The following is a 19,679-nucleotide window of genomic DNA, read 5'->3' on the forward strand; positions in this document are numbered from 1 at the left end:
CCGCACTCTGACCGCTGGCCTTGACTGTCTGGCTGTGACACACTCACAATGTGATGCGTCGGGCAGTCAAGGAGGTCGACGTGATGCCAACGATTCGGATCGATGATGAAGTCTACGAGCTGCTCCAGCGGAAAGCGCAGCCGTTCGTGGACACCCCGAACAGCGTGCTGCGACGGGAGCTGGGGTTGACTGATGAACCGGTGCAGGCCAGGCCGGAGCGTCGTACCAACGCGCCCGGCGAACTTGCACCCCTGCTGAAGGCGGGCCTGCTGAAGGTAGGCGAGGAACTGGTGTGGAAACGCCGCCAGTCCATGCACCGGGCCGTTGTGACAGCCGACGGCTGGCTCGAACTGGAGGACGGCCGGCCATTCGAGACGCCGTCAGGTGCCGCCCGAGCGCTCTCAGGGTATGAGGTGAATGGCTGGCGCAACTGGGGGCGAGCTCGCGACGGGGTGCGGCTCTCGTCGCTCCGCGACCAACTCTGACAGGTTGGCACCGGCTCGGCCGGCGCAGTCCATCAGGCGTAGGACTTGAGGCGATGGCGAGAGGGCCTGGGTCGGAGTGTGCGAAGTGCATGTCGGCCCAGGCCAACGGACGCGGCGCAAGGCCTTAAGGCTGCAGCGTGAGGCGCGAATGGGTGACGGCAGATTTGTCAGTGCTGCTCCGTACCATCTCCGATGGTCTGTCACCTAGCGTCAGGAAGATCAGCCATGCCCAACGCTGTCGCATTTCGTGATCAACTCATGGACTGGGTTTACGAGAAGGCACACGGAAGCGTCACGGAAAACATTCCGATCATGGAGTTCGCCGAAGGCGTGGGCCTGAATCGGGACGGTGCGTACACGCTGCTTCGGTTCTGCCGGGACCAGGGCCTCCTGAACGACAAGGCATCGGGGATGGGCAACCCCTGCGCTCTCCTCACGTCGTACGGGATCGCCGACGTCTTGGAGCGTCGGCGTCGGCGCGCTGACCCGGCACTGCGCGCGGGGGCGTGCCGGACTGGCCTTCTGCGATGGTTCTACCGGCAGCGCATCGCTCAGGTTCACATGCCGATCACCGGCGAGTTCGGCGATGACGACGAGGCGCTCTGGGAAGGCACCCGCTTCTCGGACATCGAGATCGAGGACGCGGCCGAGTACCTCGCCGACAAACGGTTGATCAAAGGTGTCAATGTCGACCAGCTCCGCGGCCCGGTCCGGGCCGAGATCACGAGCGAGGGCATCGACTGCGTCACCGACTGGGAGGGCAACGTGTCGCAATACCTGCGGGACCAGCGCGGCTACGGGCCGACGAACTACCACGGCCCGGTGATCCACGGGAACGCTCAGGGCGGGCAGTGGGCGTGGGGCAACCGCGACGTGACGCAGAACCAGACCACCCCGGCGGTTGCGCCGGGTTTCGAGCCGCTTGCGGAAGCCGTCGCCGCAATCCTCAAGCAGCTCCCGGCCTTCGGCCTCGACCCCGACGACCAGCTGGATATTGAGGCGGCTGCGAACGAGGTGCTGGCCGAGGTGCAGCAGCGGGACCCAGAACCACGGCGAGTCCGCCGGGTGCTCGCCGCCCTCAAGGGTTTCCTCATGCCCCTCGCGCTTGACGCGGCCCGGGAAGAGGTCCGTGAGCTCGCACAGCAGGGTCTCGACCAGATCAACGCGTCGTTGTGATGGGGGGCCGGGGTGGGTGACCCGGACAGCGCTCACCCCGCCAGAATCCCTCATCGCCGCAGGGACTCGTCCTTCCCGACTTTCCGGATGATCGCTCGGCACAGATCCGGCACAACCGAGCGCGAGTAGCGGCGGAAGAGGCCGGAAAGCGACGGAAGGCGTTTCGACAGGGCAGGAGCCCTGTCGGCGGCAGCCCGGAGGTCAGAAAACCAGGGCCCTTACTTCCAGCGGAAATGCACGGACCTGGCCTTGATCTCTGCTAGCGAGGTCCGTGTCGCCCTGAGCAGCCACGGCGAACATCAGCGGACAATCGCGGACCGAGCCGCCATGTCGGGCACGAGCACCAGGCGGTGGACGAGCACCCGGCAGCGGACTCGTAATGAGCAGACCACGGCTAGGACGCCGCCTGTATGACTGCCGCAACCACGCTGGCGACAGCGGCGACGCCGACACCCAGGAGCACCCAGACCTGCGACAAACGCTGATGGCGCATCTCTCGCTCGGCTCGCGCTTCCTGCGATACGAAGTCCAGCAGCGCGCGAAGGGTGTCGGCGTCTAACTCCTCCCCCCTACCGTCCTGTGCTGGCGTGGGGTCGCTCGGCGACGACGGTCGGCCGTCGAACCCACGCGTGGCCTGCTTCACAACGCGGTGACGACGAGGCCGACGCAGCGCGTACCGCGCATGCAGCGTGTACGAATGCTGCGGTCCGGCCTCTGTCTCGTGGAGATCTCCCTTACGGAACAAGCCAGGGAACCTAGCGAGGGCAGCGGCTACCTTCGCCTCGTCGAGGCCTGGTCTCGGGCAAGGCCATGGGGTGCCCGGCTGCGCCAGCCGGTGAGGCCCATGTAGGTAATCAGAGCGAGTAGAACCTCAAGGTGTTCGCCGTACGGCTCGGATCGCCTCATCGATTCACCATGCTCGAAGAATGGTGTGACTGCAATGACCAGGCGGGTTTCGAGGCTCCTGCGCGGAGCACTGAGCAGCCGGCGGACTCGGTTCGACGTGCTAGCGATGACAGCAACGGAACCGGACGGCGACGGGCGGACACGAGCGGCGACGCACTCTATCCCGACCTCTCGACGCGCCCTGGACGAGCGCGGACGAGATGCACAGAGCTTGTAAGCGAGATGTCTTATTCCCCTGGTCCCCCTCTCCCCACGCTACTGCCGATTTCCTCTGTTCTGGATCAAGGCGCCGCGCTCCGCGCGGCGCGGGGCGGTGAGCCGGCCGGCGGCAAGCCGCCCCGGCTGCCTTCGGCGCCGGGGCGGAGAGCCACCGACTGCCGCCGGGACCGCCGCCCCCAACCCGCCGAGGCAACGAGCCGGCACCATCACGGCCATGCCGTACGGAAGCCGAAGGGGTCGGCCTGGTCGTCGGTCGGGGCTTCCGACTGCCGCGCCAGTCCAACCCCGGGACTGGCTTGCCCCCGGCCCATCACCCGCAGCCGGCCACGCCCACCGCGAAGCCCTCAGCCGGTCGCCACACGCACGGCCCGCGCCAGGCCAGGCAAGCCCCACCAACCCCAGCGTTCAGAGCCTCAGAAGAGCCCTCAGAGGGCAAGATCGACCCGCCCACGATCTGCCCACAACCAGCCGTGAATGGCTGGACGCAGCCGGACTCCGCCAGACAAACGACAACGGCCCCCGATCAGCATTTCTGCTGGTCAGGGGCCGTTATCGCACCTGGTGGCGGGTAGAGGATTCGAACCTCTGTAGCTTTCGCGACGGATTTACAGTCCGCTCCCATTGGCCGCTCGGGCAACCCGCCAGGGCGTGCCACCGCGTGGAACGCGGCAGCGGAAGCAAGGATAGCGGTTGCCCCCAGGACTCACGCAACCGGGTACCGTCAGGGGGTCCCACCGCTGGTCAGCGGGGGACGGAACAGGACAGACCGCCGGACAGCAGGAGCATGAGCATGGCAGCGAACCCGTCGTTCGACATCGTGAGCAAGGTCGACCGGCAGGAGGTCGACAACGCCCTCCGCCAGGCGGAGAAGGAGCTCGCGACGCGGTTCGACTTCCGCGGCACCGGCGCGGAGATCTCCTGGTCGGGCGAGGAGGCGATCAGCCTCCAGGCGGAGACCGAGGAGCGCGTCCGGGCCGCCCTGGAAGTGTTCAAGGAGAAGCTGGTCAAGCGGAACATCTCGCTCAAGTCGCTGGACGCCGGCGACCCGCGATCGTCGGGCAAGATCTTCAAGGTCGACGCCAAGGTGATTCAGGGCATCGACTCGGACAAGGCCAAGGCGATCAGCAAGAAGATCCGTGAGGAGGGCCCGAAGGGCGTCCAGGCCCAGATCCAGGGCGACCAGCTGCGGGTCACCGGCAAGAAGAAGGACGACCTTCAGGCCGTCATCGCGCTGCTGAAGGGCGAGGACTTCGGCGTCGCCCTTCAGTTCACCAACTACAGGTAAGAGGTCACTGGTCGAGCCAGTCACGCCTCCATCTGGATAGTTGACCGAGCCGGGTACGCACGATCACGGCGCGTACCCGGCCTCGGGAACGTGCGTGACGGATCGGCATCAGGACCCGGGTGAAGAGCGGGTTTGGTCGTGGAGCAACAGCGCCTCCGGGGTCAGGCGCGGTCGGAAAGAACCACTCCTACCGCCCGCTGGGCTGCGGCGTACATCGTCGGGTTGGTGTCCCGGTAGTAGGTCAGGGCGCTGATGAAGGTCAGCGCCCAACCCTTGCCGCGCGCCCAGGTCGCGTCGTCGAACCCGGATCAGACCGCAGAGCCGGCCGTCCTTGACCAGCACGTTGCCCGCCAGCAGGTCACCGTGGCTCCAGACGGGCGGACCGTCCCAGGCTGGTGCGGCCAGCGCCTCCCAGATCGCGATGACCGCGTCGACGTCGGCCAGGCGGCGGTGGTCATGCGGTCACCGTCCCGAAGCCGAGGGCTTGGCCGGGTCGCTTGTTCAGCTGGGTCTCGGCTGCCGTGGCATGTCGGCGTAGTCGCTCCACCTGGGCGCGCAGTGCGACCGCGCCGTGGTCGCTGAGTCGGTAGTAGCGGCGCAGCCGCCCGTCGACGGCCTCCTCGCGATCGACTTCGATCAGGCCCTGCTCGGCGAGACGGTCGAGTGCGCCGTAGAGGGTGCCGGCACCCAGCTTGACGTCGCCGGCGGACAGTTCGTCGACCGCCTGGATGATCCCGTAGCCGTGCAGCGACCGCGCGGCCAGGGCGGTGAGGATGAGAAAGGTGGGCTCCCGCATGACAGGATATTACGTTCACCGTAATATCACGTCAACCGTGCGGTCGGCCCGGCTCAGCGCGCGAAGATCAGCAGCAGAATCACCGTCAGGATGGCGCTGGCCAGGATCGAGCCGAGGCAGCCGATCCGGTTCGAGAAGAAGACGAACATGTCGGTGCGTACCCGCCACGGCTCGCCTTGATCCCCGAGTAACCGCGCGGCGCCCTGCGGGGTGTCTGGTGGTGGAGAGCCGGACACGGGGAGGTGGGCATGACGAGGCCCGACGAATTCGACGCCTTCTACACGGCGACCGCCCGGCGGGTCGTCCACCACGTCTACGCGCTCTGCGGCGACCTGGCCGAGGCGCAGGACGCCGTGCAGGAGGCGTACGCCCGGGCCTGGCAGCGCTGGTCGACCGTCGGGTCGTACGAGGACCCGGAGGGCTGGGTGCGGACGGTGGCCTGGCGGCTGACCGCCAACCGGTGGCGCAGCCTGCGGCGGTGGTGGGCGGCCCGGTCGCGGCTGGGCCGGGAGACCCCGGTGCCCGGGCCGAACCCGGACCGGGTGGCGCTGCTGGCCGCGCTGCGCCGGCTGCCGGAGGCGCAGCGGCGGGTCGTCGTGCTGTACCACCTCCAGGACCTGCCGGTCGCGGAGATCGCCCGTGTCACTGGGATGCCGGTCGGGACCGTGAAGGCGTACCTCTCCCGGGCGCGGGCCGCGCTCGCCATCCTGCTGGACGACGACGAGAAGGAGGAATCCCATGTCGCACATTCGTGAGGCGCTGGTGGATCTGGAACAGGACCTGACCGGCCTGCGGCTGGCTCCCCCGGCGCAGATCCGGGCCCGGGGCCGGGCGCGTACCCGCAGACGGGCTGCGGTCCTGGTCGGGGCGACCGCGGTGGCGGTCGGTGGCAGCGCGGCCCTGCTGCCCGGCCTGGCCGGGCCGGCGGTGACCGCGCGGCCCGGGGCGACCGGCGGCGCCACCGGCACGGCGGCGGGCCCGGCCGGCACCGGGACGCCGTCGCCGGACCCCTGCGGTTGGGGGACGGAGGCCCCGGCGACGGTCCGCATCGTCCTCAGGCGTGACTCCACCCCGGCGCAGCTCGACGTGCTGGTCGGCACGCTGCGGGAACTGCGCCACACCGCACAGATCAAGTGCAACTGGGGCGAGACGGTCTCGACGCGGCCGGACCGGACGGGCCAGTACACCTACGGCTGGTTGCTGGCCCGCTCCGAGGACCCGGTCCGGATCAAGCAGGCGGTCGAGAACCTGCCCGGGGTGGAGCGGGTGCTGCTACCGGGCGAGGGGTGAGCCGTCAGGCGGCGACCGGCTGTTCGACGCGTACCGCGGTGGCCTCGGCACGGGCGATGGGGCCGGCGGGCAGCGCGGCGACCGCGGCCCCGACGGCGACCGCCGCCCCGGCGAACAGGAAGGCCCAGGGCACGCCGCCGGTGTGGTCGACGATCAGCCCGGCCACCGCGCCGCCGGCGGCGCTCGCCGCCACCGACATGGTGACCACCCAGGTGTACGCCTCGTTCAGCATGCCGGCCGGGGCGATCCGGCCGACCAGGGTGTTCTCCAGGGTCAGCGCGGGGGCGATGGTGGCCCCACCGAGCACCAGCGCCACGCCGAGCGCCGACGGGGTCGGCATCACCGCGAACACGGCGAAGCTGGCCGCGACGGCACCGAGCAACCAGGCGAACTGGCGGGTCATGTTGGCCGCCGGCCGGCGTACGCCGAACCAGAAGCCCCCGACGGCGCTGCCGATGCCCCAGACGGCGAGCAGCACGCCGGCGAGGCTCTCCGGGTCGTCGGCGGCGGCCTTCCCGGCGAACGCCGGGACGGTCACCCCGGCGGCCCCGAACGCGATGCCGAGGCTGGCGACGCAGAGCAGCAGGGCCGGGAAGCCACCGACCCGCAGCGGGCCGAGCCCCCTGGCGTGGTGCTCGCGGGGGTGCGGTCGCCAGCTCCGCATCACCTGGCCGAGCGCGACGGCGGTGGTCCCGACCAGGGTGACCACCGCCGACCCGACCAGCGCGGCGGCGGCGTCGGCGAACAGGACGAAACCGGCCACCAGCAGCGGGCCGAGCACGAAGACGACCTCGAAGAGCGAGGTCTCCGCGGCGAGCGCGGTGTTGCGCAGGTGGGCCCGGCCGGCGGCGGCGGTGGTCAGGTCGTTCCAGGCTCCCCGGATGGCGGCGGTCAGCGGCGGGTAGGTGGCCCCGGCGACCCCGGCGGCCAGGTAGATCAGGGTGAGGTTGACGGCCTCGGACCGGCTCGCCCAGAGCAGCCCGAAGAGGGCGAGCGGGTGGGCGACGGCGGTGACCAGCAGCACCGGGGTGGGGCCGACCCGGTCGGCGACGCGCCCGGCGACCGGGCTGAGCGCGGCGCCGGAGAGCGCGTAGATGCCGCCGGCGACCGCGGCGAGCGAGTACCGGTTGGTCACCCCCTGGACCACGAGCAGCAGCGCCAGCGGGGTCATCCCGATCCCGAGCCGGCCGATGATGCCGAGGATCAGCAGCATCGGCGCGCCGGGGATCCGCCAGACGCCCAGATACTGGCGCAGAGCGCGCACGGGTGCACCTCCGAGGAGACAGGTAACGGGTGGAATCCCTTCCGACCCTAACGCCCCAGGTCGGGCTGGAGATGGTCGGCTCGCTCACACCGGGCGGAAGACGGCTCCGCCCGCGTCCGGCTGTCGGACACGGGCGGAGACGAGGTGGCTCAGCGCTGGAACTGCACCGGGCCGGCGTTGCGGGCCATCTGCTCCAGCCGGGCCACCCGCTGCTCCATCGGCGGGTGGGTGGCGAACATGGCCGCGATGCCGCCGCCCCGCTTGAACGGGTTGTCGATCATCAGGTGGGCGGTGCTGGTGAGCTGGCCCTGCGCGGGCAGCGGGCGCATCTGGGTACCCATGTGGATCTTCCGCAGGGCGCTGGCCAGGGCCAGCGGATCCCGGCTCAGCTCGGCACCGGACTGGTCGGCCTGGTACTCGCGGCTGCGGCTGATCGCCAACTGGATCAGGGTGGCCGCGATCGGGCCGAGGATCAGGGTGAGCAACAGCACCGCCGGGTTCGGGCCGTCCTCGTCGTCGGAGGAGCCCAGCGGGATGAAGAAGGCGAGGTTCGCCAGCATGGTGATGATGCCGGCCAGCCCGGCCGCCACGCTGGAGATGAGAATGTCCCGGTTGTAGACGTGGGACAGCTCGTGCCCGATCACCCCGCGCAGCTCGCGGTAGTCGAGGATCTCGACGATGCCCTGGGTGACGCAGACCGCCGCGTGCTGCGGGTTACGCCCGGTGGCGAACGCGTTGGGCTGCGACGTGGGGCTGACATAGAGGCGGGGCATCGGCTGGCCCGCCTGGGTCGACAGCTCACGGACCATCCGGTACAGCTCGGGGAACTGCGCCTCGCTGACCGGTTGCGCCCCCATCGAGCGCAGCGCGAGCTTGTCGGAGTAGAAGTAGGTGACGCCGTTCATCAGCAACGAGACGACGACGGCGATGACGAGGCCGCCACTCCCGCCGAACCAGTAGCCGACCGCGAGGATCAGCGAGGTCAACAGGCCGAGCAGCGCTGCGGTCTTCAGACGGTTGTGATGCACGATCGCTCCTTCGGTGCGCGGACCCGCGCGGGGGCCGCTGACCGGTTCAACAACACCGGTACCCGTCAACCATCCTGCCCATGGCTGAAAGTTGGCTGGGAATTTCTGTGAGCCGGCTGTGCCATCCACGCACGGAGGGACAAAACGCCGATCAGCGGGCGGCCAGATCCAGGACGATCTGCGGGGCGAAGCCGACCACCACGGCCAGGGCGGTGGCGGTCCCGAGGGCCACGACCACCACCCGCGCCGGGCGGGCCGTGGCCGGGCCGGGCGTCGCGTACAGGGTGGCGGCCAGGCGCAGGTAGTAGGCCAGGCCGAGCACCGCGTTCAGCGCCACCAGCAGGGCAAGCCAGCCCGAGTGCCCGGTCAGCAGGGCGCGGACCACGGTCACCTTGGCGAACAGGCCGGCCAGGCCGGGCGGCAGTCCGGCCAGCCCGACCAACGCGAGCGCGAACGCGCCACCCACCCACGGGTGCCGCCGGGCCGCGCCGCGCAGGTCGGCCAGGGTGCCGCCGTCGCCGTCCGCCGGCCGCAGCGCCACCAGCGCCGCGAAGGCGGCCAGTTCCAGCAGTACGAAGAAGACGGCGTACGCGACGGCCGCCGCGTACGCCCCGGCACGGGCGTCGGCGGTGCGGCCGGCGGCCAGCGCGAGCGCGCCCAGCGGGGCGAGAATGTAGCCGGCCTGGGCCACCGAGGACCAGGCGAGCAGCCGGACCGTACGCCGCTGGCGCAGCGCCACCAGGTTGCCGACGGTCATGGTGAGCACCGCCAGCCCGGCCAGCACCGGCCCGGTCACGGTGCCCGGCAGCGCCCGCTGCACCACCGCGAGCAGGGCCACCACCCCGCCCAGCTTCGACGCCGTCGACAGGTACGCGGCCACCGGCAGCGGCGCGCCGTCGTACGTCGCCGGGGCCCAGGCGTGGAACGGCACGGCGGCGACCTTGAACGCCAGCCCGGCCACCACCAGCGCCACCGCGACCGTGGTGAGCGGCAGGCCGCGCAGCCCCGCGTCGGCGGCCAGGGTTACGCCGAGCCGGTCCAGGTGCAGGGCACCGGTCACCGCGTAGAGCAGCGCCGCGCCGAGCAGGGTCACCGCCGTGGCCACCACGCTGACCACGAAGAAGGTGACCGCCGCCTCGGCGCCGGCCAGGCTGCCCCGGCGCAGCCCGACCAGCACGTAGAGCGGCAGGGTGAGCGTCTCCAGCGCCACGACCAGGGTGATCAGGTCACCGGCCGCGCCGAGCACCACGCCGCCGGTCATCGCACAGGCGAGCAGGAAGCAGTATTCCCCCACCGGGACCCGGCCGGCCCGCAACAGCGGACCCGAGAGCGCCAGCACGCCGAGGGTGAGCAGGGCGAAGAGCGCCCCGACCAGGGCGGCCCGGCCGCCGAAGACGTAGGAGCAGTCGGCGCCGACGCAGAAGGTGCGCCGCTCGCCGCCCGTACCGGCCAGGGCCGCGCCGAGCGCGGTGGCCGTCGCGCCGGTGGCGGCCACCGCCACGGTGACGGCGACGCGGGCCACCAGGAGGTCGGCCAGGAGCACGAGTACGGCCGTGCCGGCGGCCAGGTACGCCGGCAGCAGCGCCACATGGTCCACGCTCTGCACGAGACTCATCTGAAAACCTCCAGCAGGGCGTCGACCGGTCCGGAGGCGTACGACAGGACGAGGGTCGGGGCCAGGCCGACGGCGAGGGCCAGCAGCACCAGCGGCGCCCAGGCGGTCAACTCCGCCCCGGCCAGCCCGGGCGCGACCCGCCCGACCGTCGGACTGGGCCGGCCGTGGGTGACCCGGCGCAGCAGCCGCAGGAGGTACGCGGCGGCCAGTGCCCCGCCCAGCGCGGCCAGCACCGCGAGCGTGGTCCAGAGCGGGCCGCCCCGGCGTACGGCGGCGACGACGGCGAACGCCTCGCCCCAGAAGCCGGCCAGCCCGGGCAGCCCGAGCGAGGCGACCGCCGCGAAGCCGAGCAGCCCGGCCAGCCGGGGTGCGGTCTCCCGCAGCCCGGACAGCTCGGCGAGCGCTCCGGTGTGGGTACGGTCCTTGATCGCCCCGGCCAGGAAGAAGAGCAGCCCGGTGATCACGCCGTGCGCGATATTGCCGATCAGGGCCGCCTGGAGACCGGTGGCGGTGAGCGTGGCGACCCCGAGCAGCACGAAGCCCATGTGCCCGACGCTGGAGTACGCGATCAGCCGCTTCAGCTCGTCCTGCGCGAGGCAGACCAGGCCACCGACCAGGATCGCCGCGACGGCCAGCACCCCGAGCACCGGGGCCGCCCAGCGGGCGCCCTCCGGAGCCACCCCGACCGCCACCCGGATCAGGCCGTACGTGCCCATCTTGAGCAGCACCCCGGCGAGGATCACGCTGCCCACGGTGGGCGCCTGGGTGTGCGCGTCGGGCAGCCAGGAGTGCAACGGCCAGAGCGGGCTCTTCACCGCGAAGGCGAGCGCCAGCAGGGTGAACGCGGCGAGCTGGGTACCCCGGGACAGCCCGGACCCACCGGTCAGCGTGACCAGGTCGGCGGTGCCCGCGGCGGCGACCACCAGGTAGACGCCGACCAGCAGCAGCACCGAGCCGAACAGGGTGTAGAGGGCGAACTTGCGGGCCGCCCGCCGCCGGTCGTCGCCGCCCCAACCGGCGATCACCGCGTACATCGGGAGCAGGACGACCTCGAAGAACAGGAAGAAGAGCACCAGGTCGAGGGCGAGGAAGGTGCCCAGGATGCCCACCTCGACCACCAGCAGCAGCGCCACCAGGGCCCGCCCGCTGCCGCCGCCCTCGGGCACCCGCCACAGCGTGTATCCGCAGCAGAGCAGCGTGAGCAGGGCGGTGAGCACCACCAGCGGCCAGGAGATGCCGTCCACCCCGAGGTGGAAGCGCAGATCCAGGCCGGACACCCAGGGCAGGTCGACCTCGTGCCAGGGGCGTACGGCGGGAGCCGGCCCGTAGCGCACCCAGCCGTGGGCGCCGCCGAGCAGCGGCAGGGTGGCGAGCAGGGTCAGCGCCGCCGCGGCCGTGCCGACCAGGCGGCCGGCCCGGTCGCCCGGGGTGGCGGCCACCGCGACCGCGCCCACGGCGGGCAGCGCGACGACCGCCACCAGCAGGAACTGCCCGAACGTCATGAGGCCACTCCGATCAGGGCGACCGCGAGGCCGATCAGCAGCGCGCCGGCCAGCACGCCGGCCGCCGCGCGGGGCAGGGCCGCCCGGTGCAGCGCGGCCAGCCCGCCGCCCAGCCCCACGGCGGCGTGGCCGCTCCCCTCCACCAGGCCGTCGACCCCCCGCTCGTCCCCGGCCCGCACCGCCCCGGCGAGCGCGGTCGTCGGGCGTACCACGAGGGCGTGCTGGACGTCGTCGAGCCGGAACGCCCGGGCGAAGACCGGCCGCAGCGGGCCCAGGAAGCGGGCCGGGTCGGCGGCCGGGTCGCGGCGCCAGCCGAACCACGCCACCGCCACCCCGGCCAGCAGCAGCACCAACGCCAGCACCAGGGCGGTGCCGACGTGGACCAGGGAGACGCCGAAATCGGTCAGCTCCGCCTCGGTGATCGGCGCGAAGATCCGATCGGTGAAGGGCGCCCAGAAGGCGGCCAGGCCGAGCAGCGCGGCCGGCACCGCCAGCAGCAGCACCGGCCAGCGCATCAGCCCCGGTGGATCGTGCGGGCGGACCAACGGGCTGCGCGCGGCGCCGAAGAAGGTGCGCAGCAGCAGGCGGGTCGCGTACCAGGCGGTGATCGCGACGCCGAGCAGCCCGGCCAGCCACACCAGCCAGCCCACCCAGGCGTAGCCCGGGCCGGCGCCGTCGAGCGCGGCGGACTCGGCGGCGGCGAGCACGCCGTCCTTGCTCCAGAAGCCGGACAGCGGCGGCACCCCGGCCAACGCGCCCAGGCCGACCAGCATGCACCAGAAGGTGACCGGCATACCGGAGCGCAGGCCACCCATCCGGGACATCAGGGTGGTGCCGACGGCGTGGATCACCGCGCCGGCCGCGAGGAAGAGCAGCGCCTTGAACGCGGCGTGCGTGAGCAGGTGGAACAGCGCCGCCGTGGGCGCGCCGACGGCGAGCGCCCCGGTCATGTAGCCGATCTGGGAGACCGTCGACCAGGCCAGCACCCGCTTGATGTCGTCCTGCGCGGTGGCGGCGAACGCGCCGAGCAGCAGGGTGACCGCGGCCATCACCCCGAGCACGGCCAGCGCGGCCGGGGCGCGCTCGAAGAGCGGGTAGAGCCGGGCCACCGCGTACACCCCGGCGGCGACCATGGTGGCGGCGTGGATCAGCGCGGAGATGGGTGTGGGCCCGGCCATCGCGTCCGGCAGCCAGGTGTGCAGCGGGAACTGGGCGCTCTTGCCGGCCACCCCGGCGAGCAGCAGCAGGCAGGCGGCGGTGAGCGTACCGGTCGGATAGTCGTGGGCCAGCACGTCCGCGATCCGGAAGCTGCCGGCGCCGACGCCGAGCAGCGCGATGCCGAGCAGGAAGCCGACGTCACCGACCCGGGTCACCAGGAACGCCTTCACCGCGGCCCCCGGCGCCTCGGGCAGCCGCCGGTCGTGGGCGATGAGCAGGTACGAGCAGATGCCCATCACCTCCCAGCCGACCAGCAGCAGGATCAGGTCGCCGGAGACCACCACGGTCAGCATCGCGGCGGTGAAGAGGCTGATCTGCGCCGCGTACGGGGGGTAGCGGTGGTCCACGTCGACGTCGTCGTGCGGACCGCGCTTCAGGTAGTCGATCGAGTAGACCTGCACGGCCAGGGCCACCGCGGCCACCGCGGTGGCGACCAGCACCGCCACCCCGTCCAGCCGGTAGCCGAGGGTGACCCGGAGCCCGCCCAGGTCGACCCAGGTCGTACCGGCCTCGACCGGGTGGTCGATCCGGGTCAGCAGCAGGATCGCGATCAGCAGTGTCACGGCCGCGCCGGCGACGCCGAGGGCGATCGCCGCCCGCCGGGCCCGGGTCTCGCCGAGCGCGTGGTCGCGCGGGGACGGCGGCAGCAGCAGCCCGCCCAGGCCGGCGGCCAGCGGTACGGCCGGCAGCAGCGGCGCGAGCCAGGTGGTCGCGCCGGTCACCATGGTCCCGTCACTCACCGCGACACCTCGTCACCCGTCCTGGCCGCCGGCTGCGGCTCGGTCAGCGGCACGTCGTCCACGGCGACGCTGGCCCGCAGCCGGTAGAGCTGGAGCACGATGGCCAGCCCGACGCCGATCTCGGCGGCGGCGAGCACGATCACGAAGAGCGCGAACACCTGGCCGGCGTGGGGCAGCTGGGCCCGGACCGTGGTGTCCGCGGTGACCAGGATCAGGTTGACCGCGTTCAGCATCAGCTCGACGGCCATCAGCACCAGGACGGCGTTGCGGCGCCGCAGCACGCCGTAGACGCCGAGACCGAACAGCAGCGCGGCGGTGACGTACGGGACGACCGGCCTCACGGGCGCCCGCCCTCGTCGACGGCCGGAACCGTCACGCCGGACGATCCCGATCGGGCCGGACCGGCCGCCGCCGCGCCGGGCCGGCCGATGTCCGTACGGGAGAGCACGATCGCGCCGACCAGCGCGGCGAGCAGCAGCACGGAGAGCACCTCGAACGGCAGCACCCAGGAACGGAAGACCTGTTCGCCCAGGCGTTCGGCGGTGCCGGCGGCGGGCAGCTCGACCCGGGACCAGCGGAACGCGTCGACCAGCAGCACGGCCAGGCCCAGCCCACTGCCGCCGCCGATCAGCGCGGCCGGCCAGCCGGGCCGGTCCAGGTCGTCCGAGGCGCCGATCGGGGCCCGGGTCAGCATCACCGCGAACAGCAGCAGCACCACCACCGCGCCGACGTAGATCAGCACCTGCACCCAGGCCACCAACTCGGCGGTGAGCACCAGATAGTCGCCGGCCAGCGCGCCCAGGCAGACCACCAGCCAGAGGCCGGCCCGGACCAGGTGCCGGGTGCCCACCACCAGCGCGCCGGCACCCACCGCCACCGCGCCCAGGGCGAGCAGCAGCACGTCCGCACCGGTCATGTGGTCGCGCCTCCGCCCTGCCCGGCGTCGGGCTCCGGGCGTACCGGGGAAGGGGCCGGACGCGCGGCGGGGGCGGCGGCCTTGCGGGCGGCCGTGGTCTCCTCCTTGGAGGGGTCGCCCTGCGGGTCGTGGGCCGGCGGCGGCGGTACGGTGACCATCCACTCGCCCAGGTGGTCCTTGTTGTGCAGCAGGTCCTTGATGTCGTACTCGGCGTACTCGAACTCGGGGGACCAGTAGAGCGCGTCGAACGGGCAGACCTCGACACAGATGCCGCAGTACATGCAGAGCGAGAAGTCGATGTCGAACCGGTCGAGGACGTTACGCTGGCGGGGGCGGGCGGCACCGGGCACCACCACCTCCTCCTTGTGCGAGTCGATGTAGATGCACCAGTCCGGGCACTCCCGGGCGCAGAGCATGCAGACCGTGCAGTTCTCGGCCAACAGCGCGATCACCCCGCGGGAACGCGGCGGCAGCTCGGGAGCCACGTCCGGGTACTGCTGGGTGGTCGAACGGCGGGTCATCGTCTTCAGCGTGACCGCCAGCCCCTTCACCAGCCCCTGGCCGGGCACGCCGCCTCGCTCGCTCACGCCGTCGCCTCGCTTCGCTCACCGACGCCGTGCGGCACCCCCGCGCTGAGCTGGCTGATTCGCTCGCTCCGCTCGCTCATGCCGCCCATCCTGCCCTGTGCCCCCGGCGCGCGCGACCACCACCCGGCGCATTGCGGCGCTCCGACGGCTCCGGGGCGGCTTCCGGGGCTCCGGGCCGGATCACTCGCCGGTCGCGGTGAGCCCCGGCGGTGGCGGGATCATCTCGACGCCGAGCTGCTGGAGGACCTGGAACAGCTCGTTGACGCTCCACACGTCCACGATCCGACCGTTGTCGTCGAAGCGCAGGAAGGTCGCCCCCGAGTAGCTGACCACCTGGCCGGTCGGCGGCACCGGGCCGAACTGCCCGGCCTGGGTGCCGGCGGCACGCCAGTGCAGGGCCACCCGGTCACCGGAGGCCACCACGTCCACGATCTTGTAGCGCAGGTCCGGGAAGGCCGCCCGCCGGTCCCGGTGCCAGGCCAGCGTGGCCGCCGGCCCGGTCCCGCCCAACCCCGGGCAGTCCTCGGCGACCAGCTCGTACGCGGTCTCCTCGCGGGTCGCGTTCCACACGTCGGCGATGAAGCGTCGCGCCGCTGCCTCCACATCGGTCACCGCGGCAGCCTAGCCCCCGATCGCCGCGCCGGGCCTGCCGGACCGGCCGCCAACGGCCATGATGGGACGAAGCGACAGCGACAGGAGGCACCGTCTTGACCGAGAGCGGCGACGAGATCCTGGACCGTACCGGCGGCAAGTACGTCGAGCCGGGCGGCGAGTTCACCCGGGACCAGCGCTACATCGCCACCCGGATCACCGCCGACGGGCGGAGCGGCTGGCCGGTGGAGCCCGGCCGGTATCGGCTCGCGGTGAGCCGGGCCTGCCCGTGGGCCAGCCGGTTGATCATCGTCCGCCGGCTGCTCGGGCTGGAGGACGCCATCTCGATGGCGGTGGCCGGCCCGACCCACGACCGGCGGAGCTGGACCTTCGACCTCGACCCGGGCGGGCGGGACCCGGTGCTCGGCATCGAGCGGCTGGCCGAGGCGTACTTCAAGCGCTTCCCCGGGTACGAGCGGGGCATCACCGTGCCGGCGATCGTGGACGTGCCGACCGGCCAGGTGGTCACCAACGACTACGCGCCGATGAGCCTGGACCTGTCCACGGAGTGGACCGCCTACCACCGTGAGGGGGCGCCCGACCTCTACCCGGAGCGGCTGCGCGCCGAGATCGACGAGGTCAACGCCGTGGTCTTCGCGGACGTGAACAACGGCGTCTACCGGTGCGGTTTCGCCGGCAGCCAGCAGGCGTACGAGAAGGCGTACCACCGGCTCTTCGACCGGCTGGACCGGCTGAGCGAACGGCTGGCCGGGCAGCGCTACCTGGTCGGCGACACGATCACCGAGGCGGACGTGCGGCTGTTCACCACGCTGGTCCGCTTCGACCCGGTCTACCACGGCCACTTCAAGTGCAACCGGCAGAAGCTCACCGAGATGCCGGTGCTCTGGGCGTACGCCCGGGACCTGTTCCAGACCCCCGGCTTCGGCGACACGGTCGACTTCGACCACATCAAGCGGCACTACTACGAGGTGCACCGGGACATCAACCCGACCGGTGTGGTGCCGCTCGGTCCGGACCTGTCGAACTGGCTCACCCCGCACGGCCGGGAGGCGCTCGGCGGCCGTCCGTTCGGCGACGGCACCCCGCCCCCACCCCCGCCGCCCGCCGAGCGCGTCGACCCCGCCCACACGCCGCTGCACTCCGAATTTTCCTACCCGACGCGTTGAGAAGGGCCCTTCCTCACAGCGCGAGGCGGACGGCGGCGGTGAGGACCAGCTGCGCGAGGGCCAGCGGGACCAGCACCAGCCAGCAGAGACGCTGGAGCTGGTCCTCGCGCAGCCGGGGGTACGACACCCGGAGCCAGATGATCACGAACGCGACGGCGAAGACCTTGAGCAGCGTCCACAGCCAGCCGAGCTGGGCGTCCGCGAACGGACCCTGCCAGCCCCCGAGGAACAGCACGGTGGTCAGCGCGGCGATCACCACGATGCCGACGTACTCGGCGAGCAGGAAGAACGCGAACCGCAGGCCGGTGTACTCGGTCATGTAGCCGAAGACCAGCTCGGAGTCGGCCACCGGCATGTCGAACGGGGGTCGCCGGATCTCGGCCAGCCCGGCGACGAAGAAGATCACCATCGCGGGCGCCTGCCAGAGCAGCCACCACGGTCGCCACGCCTCGACGATCCCGGGCAGGCTGAGCGTCCCGGCCGCCATCGCCACCGAGGCGGCGGCCAGCACCAGCGGCAGTTCGTAGCCGAGCAGCTGGGCGGCGCCGCGCAGCCCGCCGAGGAGGCTGTACTTGTTGGCCGAGGCCCAGGCCGACATGAGCACCGCCAGCACCCCGATGCCGACCACCGCCAGCACGAAGAACAGGCCGATGTCCAGCGGCTGCCCGACCAGGTCGCCCGGGCCGAGCGGGATCACCAGCAGGGCGAGCAGGTACGGCACCAGGGCCACCGCGGGTGCCAGCCGGAACACCGGCCGGTCCGCGTCCCGCGGGGTGACGTCCTCCTTCTGCACGAACTTGAGCCCGTCGGCGACCAGCTGCGCCCAGCCGTGGAAGCCGCCCGCGTACATCGGGCCGAGCCGGCCCTGCATGTGCGCCATGACCTTGTGCTCGGTCTGCCCGACGATCAGCGGCAGGACGAGGAAGGCGACCAGCACGCCCGCCACCCGCAGGACCAGCTCCAACCAGACGGGCATCAGGCGTCACCCTCCTCGGGGGCGGGCTCCTGCCGGGGCGGGCCGGTCGGCCGCTCGCCGGGAGCGGGACGTGCGGGGCGTTCCCGGGCCGGCCGGGCCGGCGTACCCCCGCGGGGGCCCTCGCCCGCCCCGGCCGCGCCGGCGGGCGTGGGCGTGCTCCCCCACTCCCCCGGCGCCGGCACGCCCGGTGGCCGCATCGGCCGGCGACCGCCGCCGGCCTCCGACTCCCCCGGCTCCTTCGCGCCCGGCCACGGCTTGGCCACCCGGGAGGCGAGCACGAACTCCTTACGCAGCGGATGCCCCTCGAACTCCGGGGGAAGCAGCAGCGGGCGCAGCTCGCCGTGCCCGTCGAACGAGACGCCGAACATCTCGTACGTCTCGCGTTCGTGCCAGGCGGCGCCGGGGAAGAGGTCGACGATGGACGCCACGACCGGCGTCTCGCGGGGCACCCGGGTCCGCAGCAGCAGCCCGTGCCGGTGCCGCGTCGACCAGAGGTGGACCACCACGTCGAAGCCCTCGGTCAGCTCGTCGACCGCCGACAGCCAGTCGAAGTAGTCGCCGTGCAGCTCGGCGTCGTCGCGGGCCGTGCGCACCGCGTCCCGCCAGCTCGCCACGGGTACGTCGACCGTGGCGCGGGCGTACCGCTGACCGCCGGAGACCGACGCGGTGGCCTCGACGGGCGCGAGCAGCGCGACCAACCGCCGGCCGATCTCTTCCGGAGTCATGCCGCTGATCCTATGGCCGCCGGCCACCACCCGCGCCGGGCCGCCCGCGCTCCCCCGGCGGGATACGCCGCTTTGCCGGGCGGACGACGTTCCGGCGCGGAAAGATGAGCAGCGTGCGCGCTGTGACTGTGACTCCCGAGGTGCCCGACTCGCTCCGGCTGATCGAGGACTGGCCCGAGCCGGCCCCGGAGGAGGGCGCGATCCTGGTGGAGGCGCTCGCGGTGGGGATCTGCGGCACCGATCACGAGATCATCGCCGGCGCGTACGGCGAGGCGCCGCCCGGTCAGGAACGGCTGGTGCTCGGGCACGAGTCGCTCGGCCGGGTGCTGGAGGACCCGACCGGGACCCTGCACCCCGGCTCCCTGGTGGCCGGCATCGTCCGGCATCCCGACCCGGTGCCCTGCCCGAACTGCGCGGTCGACGAGTGGGACATGTGCCGCAACGGCCTCTACACCGAGCACGGCATCAAGGCGTTGCCCGGCTTCGCCCGGGACCGCTGGCGGGTGCAGCCGAAGTTCGCCGTCGGCCTCGACCCGGTGCTCGCCCCGGTCGGGATGCTGCTGGAGCCGACCAGCGTGGTGGCGAAGGCGTGGGACCACATCGAGCGGATCGGCACCCGGGCCGAGTGGAAGCCGCAGAGCGTACTGGTCACCGGGGCCGGCCCGATCGGCCTGCTGGCCGCGCTGCTGGCCACCCAGCGCGGGCTCTCCGTGCACGTGCTGGACCGGGCCACGACCGGGCCGAAACCGGAGCTGGTCCGGGCGCTCGGCGCGACGTACCACGCCTCGCCGGTGAGCGAGCTGGATTTCGCGCCGGACGTGGTGGTGGAGTGCACCGGGGCGCCCTCGGTGGTGCTGGACACCATGTGCAAGGCCGGGCCGACCGGCATCGTCTGCCTGACCGGGGTCTCCAGCGGCGGCCGGACCATCGACTTCGACGCGGGCGCGCTCAACCGGGAGCTGGTGCTGGAGAACAACGTGGTCTTCGGCTCGGTGAACGCCAACCGGCGGCACTGGGAGCTGGCCGCCGAGGCGCTCGCCCGGGCCGACCAGTCCTGGTTGACCTCGCTGATCACCCGCCGGGTGCCGGTCTCGTCGTACACCGAGGCGTACACGTCGTCGGGCGGGGACATCAAGGTGGTGCTGGACTTCGAGCGGTGAGTCCGGGCTCGCG

Annotated in this window: 21 protein-coding genes and 1 tRNA gene; 7 read left to right on the top strand and 15 right to left on the bottom strand. The window is 72.4% G+C overall.

Annotated features, from left to right (window positions below; all coding sequences use genetic code 11):
- Positions 1-83: 83 nt before the first annotated feature.
- Positions 84-485 carry a restriction system modified-DNA reader domain-containing protein gene (locus GA0070621_RS20475; protein WP_231921082.1) on the top strand — a complete coding sequence of 134 codons (402 nt, stop codon included), beginning with the start codon at positions 84-86 and terminating at the stop codon, positions 483-485.
- A gap of 225 nt (positions 486-710) precedes the next feature.
- Positions 711-1,661 (top strand): hypothetical protein, encoded by a 951-nt coding sequence (locus tag GA0070621_RS20480; protein WP_091198390.1) that lies wholly within the window; start codon positions 711-713, stop codon positions 1,659-1,661.
- 1,684 nt (positions 1,662-3,345) lie between these two features.
- On the opposite strand, the gene GA0070621_RS20490 is transcribed toward GA0070621_RS20480, so the two are convergent.
- A tRNA-Tyr gene (locus tag GA0070621_RS20490) sits at positions 3,346-3,429 on the bottom strand.
- A gap of 147 nt (positions 3,430-3,576) precedes the next feature.
- Between GA0070621_RS20490 and GA0070621_RS20495 the strand changes: the two genes are divergently transcribed.
- Positions 3,577-4,071: a YajQ family cyclic di-GMP-binding protein gene (locus GA0070621_RS20495; RefSeq protein ID WP_091202657.1), complete on the top strand. Its 495-nt coding sequence runs from the start codon at positions 3,577-3,579 to the stop codon at positions 4,069-4,071.
- A gap of 108 nt (positions 4,072-4,179) precedes the next feature.
- Here the strand turns inward: GA0070621_RS20495 and GA0070621_RS29620 are convergent, their stop codons facing one another.
- Genes GA0070621_RS29620 through GA0070621_RS29625 form a run of 3 tightly spaced genes read right to left on the bottom strand, consistent with a single transcriptional unit; the run spans position 4,180 to position 5,103 of the window.
- Positions 4,180-4,515 (bottom strand): phosphotransferase, encoded by a 336-nt coding sequence (locus tag GA0070621_RS29620; protein ID WP_157740103.1) that lies wholly within the window; start codon positions 4,513-4,515, stop codon positions 4,180-4,182.
- 10 nt (positions 4,516-4,525) lie between these two features.
- A complete protein-coding gene (locus GA0070621_RS20505; protein ID WP_091198395.1) occupies positions 4,526-4,867 on the bottom strand; it encodes a PadR family transcriptional regulator in 342 nt (113 codons plus the stop codon).
- 53 nt (positions 4,868-4,920) lie between these two features.
- On the bottom strand, positions 4,921-5,103 hold the full coding sequence (locus GA0070621_RS29625) for a hypothetical protein (protein WP_157740025.1): 183 nt from the start codon (positions 5,101-5,103) through the stop codon (positions 4,921-4,923).
- 12 nt (positions 5,104-5,115) lie between these two features.
- Here GA0070621_RS29625 and GA0070621_RS20510 point away from each other — a divergent pair, with 12 nt between their 5' ends.
- Together GA0070621_RS20510 and GA0070621_RS20515 are read left to right on the top strand one after the other, a co-directional pair.
- Positions 5,116-5,622, top strand: a complete 507-nt coding sequence (locus tag GA0070621_RS20510; RefSeq protein ID WP_091198397.1) for a SigE family RNA polymerase sigma factor — start codon at positions 5,116-5,118, stop codon at positions 5,620-5,622.
- The gene (locus tag GA0070621_RS20515; protein ID WP_157740026.1) at positions 5,606-6,157 is read left to right on the top strand and encodes a hypothetical protein; all 552 of its coding nucleotides are present in this window, start codon (positions 5,606-5,608) and stop codon (positions 6,155-6,157) included. The genes GA0070621_RS20510 and GA0070621_RS20515 overlap by 17 nt, the downstream gene beginning before the upstream one ends.
- A 4-nt stretch (positions 6,158-6,161) precedes the next feature.
- Here the strand turns inward: GA0070621_RS20515 and GA0070621_RS20520 are convergent, their stop codons facing one another.
- From GA0070621_RS20520 to GA0070621_RS20560, 9 genes are all read right to left on the bottom strand, one after another.
- Positions 6,162-7,421, bottom strand: coding sequence for an MFS transporter (locus tag GA0070621_RS20520; protein WP_091198401.1), 1,260 nt, complete (start codon positions 7,419-7,421; stop codon positions 6,162-6,164).
- Positions 7,422-7,570: 149 nt separating this feature from the next.
- The gene (htpX, locus tag GA0070621_RS20525; protein WP_091198404.1) at positions 7,571-8,449 is read right to left on the bottom strand and encodes a zinc metalloprotease HtpX; all 879 of its coding nucleotides are present in this window, start codon (positions 8,447-8,449) and stop codon (positions 7,571-7,573) included.
- 151 nt (positions 8,450-8,600) lie between these two features.
- A complete protein-coding gene (locus tag GA0070621_RS20530; RefSeq protein ID WP_091198409.1) occupies positions 8,601-10,064 on the bottom strand; it encodes an NADH-quinone oxidoreductase subunit N in 1,464 nt (487 codons plus the stop codon).
- Complete coding sequence (locus GA0070621_RS20535; RefSeq protein WP_091198411.1) at positions 10,061-11,566, bottom strand: complex I subunit 4 family protein; 1,506 nt, start codon at positions 11,564-11,566, stop codon at positions 10,061-10,063. The genes GA0070621_RS20530 and GA0070621_RS20535 overlap by 4 nt, the downstream gene beginning before the upstream one ends.
- Positions 11,563-13,509 carry an NADH-quinone oxidoreductase subunit 5 family protein gene (locus tag GA0070621_RS20540; protein WP_197674089.1) on the bottom strand — a complete coding sequence of 649 codons (1,947 nt, stop codon included), beginning with the start codon at positions 13,507-13,509 and terminating at the stop codon, positions 11,563-11,565. Before GA0070621_RS20540 ends, GA0070621_RS20535 begins: the two co-directional genes overlap by 4 nt.
- Before the next feature lie 11 nt (positions 13,510-13,520).
- A complete protein-coding gene (nuoK, locus tag GA0070621_RS20545) occupies positions 13,521-13,865 on the bottom strand; it encodes an NADH-quinone oxidoreductase subunit NuoK (RefSeq protein ID WP_091198414.1) in 345 nt (114 codons plus the stop codon).
- Entirely contained in the window at positions 13,862-14,440 is a 579-nt protein-coding gene (locus GA0070621_RS20550; protein ID WP_091198417.1) for an NADH-quinone oxidoreductase subunit J family protein, read from the bottom strand. The genes nuoK and GA0070621_RS20550 overlap by 4 nt, the downstream gene beginning before the upstream one ends.
- A complete protein-coding gene (locus GA0070621_RS20555; protein WP_091198419.1) occupies positions 14,437-15,027 on the bottom strand; it encodes a NuoI/complex I 23 kDa subunit family protein in 591 nt (196 codons plus the stop codon). The genes GA0070621_RS20550 and GA0070621_RS20555 overlap by 4 nt, the downstream gene beginning before the upstream one ends.
- 180 nt (positions 15,028-15,207) lie before the next feature.
- On the bottom strand, positions 15,208-15,639 hold the full coding sequence (locus GA0070621_RS20560) for an ester cyclase (protein ID WP_091198422.1): 432 nt from the start codon (positions 15,637-15,639) through the stop codon (positions 15,208-15,210).
- 95 nt (positions 15,640-15,734) lie between these two features.
- Here GA0070621_RS20560 and GA0070621_RS20565 point away from each other — a divergent pair, with 95 nt between their 5' ends.
- Positions 15,735-16,805, top strand: coding sequence for a glutathione S-transferase family protein (locus tag GA0070621_RS20565; protein WP_091198424.1), 1,071 nt, complete (start codon positions 15,735-15,737; stop codon positions 16,803-16,805).
- Between the two features lie 13 nt (positions 16,806-16,818).
- Here the strand turns inward: GA0070621_RS20565 and nuoH are convergent, their stop codons facing one another.
- A complete protein-coding gene (gene nuoH, locus GA0070621_RS20570) occupies positions 16,819-17,781 on the bottom strand; it encodes an NADH-quinone oxidoreductase subunit NuoH (RefSeq protein ID WP_091198426.1) in 963 nt (320 codons plus the stop codon).
- Positions 17,781-18,506 (bottom strand): NADH-quinone oxidoreductase subunit C, encoded by a 726-nt coding sequence (locus tag GA0070621_RS20575; RefSeq protein WP_091198428.1) that lies wholly within the window; start codon positions 18,504-18,506, stop codon positions 17,781-17,783. The genes nuoH and GA0070621_RS20575 overlap by 1 nt, the downstream gene beginning before the upstream one ends.
- 113 nt (positions 18,507-18,619) lie before the next feature.
- On the opposite strand from GA0070621_RS20575, the gene GA0070621_RS20580 reads away from it, so the two are divergent.
- The gene (locus GA0070621_RS20580) at positions 18,620-19,666 is read left to right on the top strand and encodes a glucose 1-dehydrogenase (protein WP_197673917.1); all 1,047 of its coding nucleotides are present in this window, start codon (positions 18,620-18,622) and stop codon (positions 19,664-19,666) included.
- Positions 19,667-19,679: the final 13 nt, after the last annotated feature.

This window comes from Micromonospora narathiwatensis (assembly GCF_900089605.1).
Classification (GTDB): Bacteria; Actinomycetota; Actinomycetes; order Mycobacteriales; family Micromonosporaceae; genus Micromonospora; species Micromonospora narathiwatensis.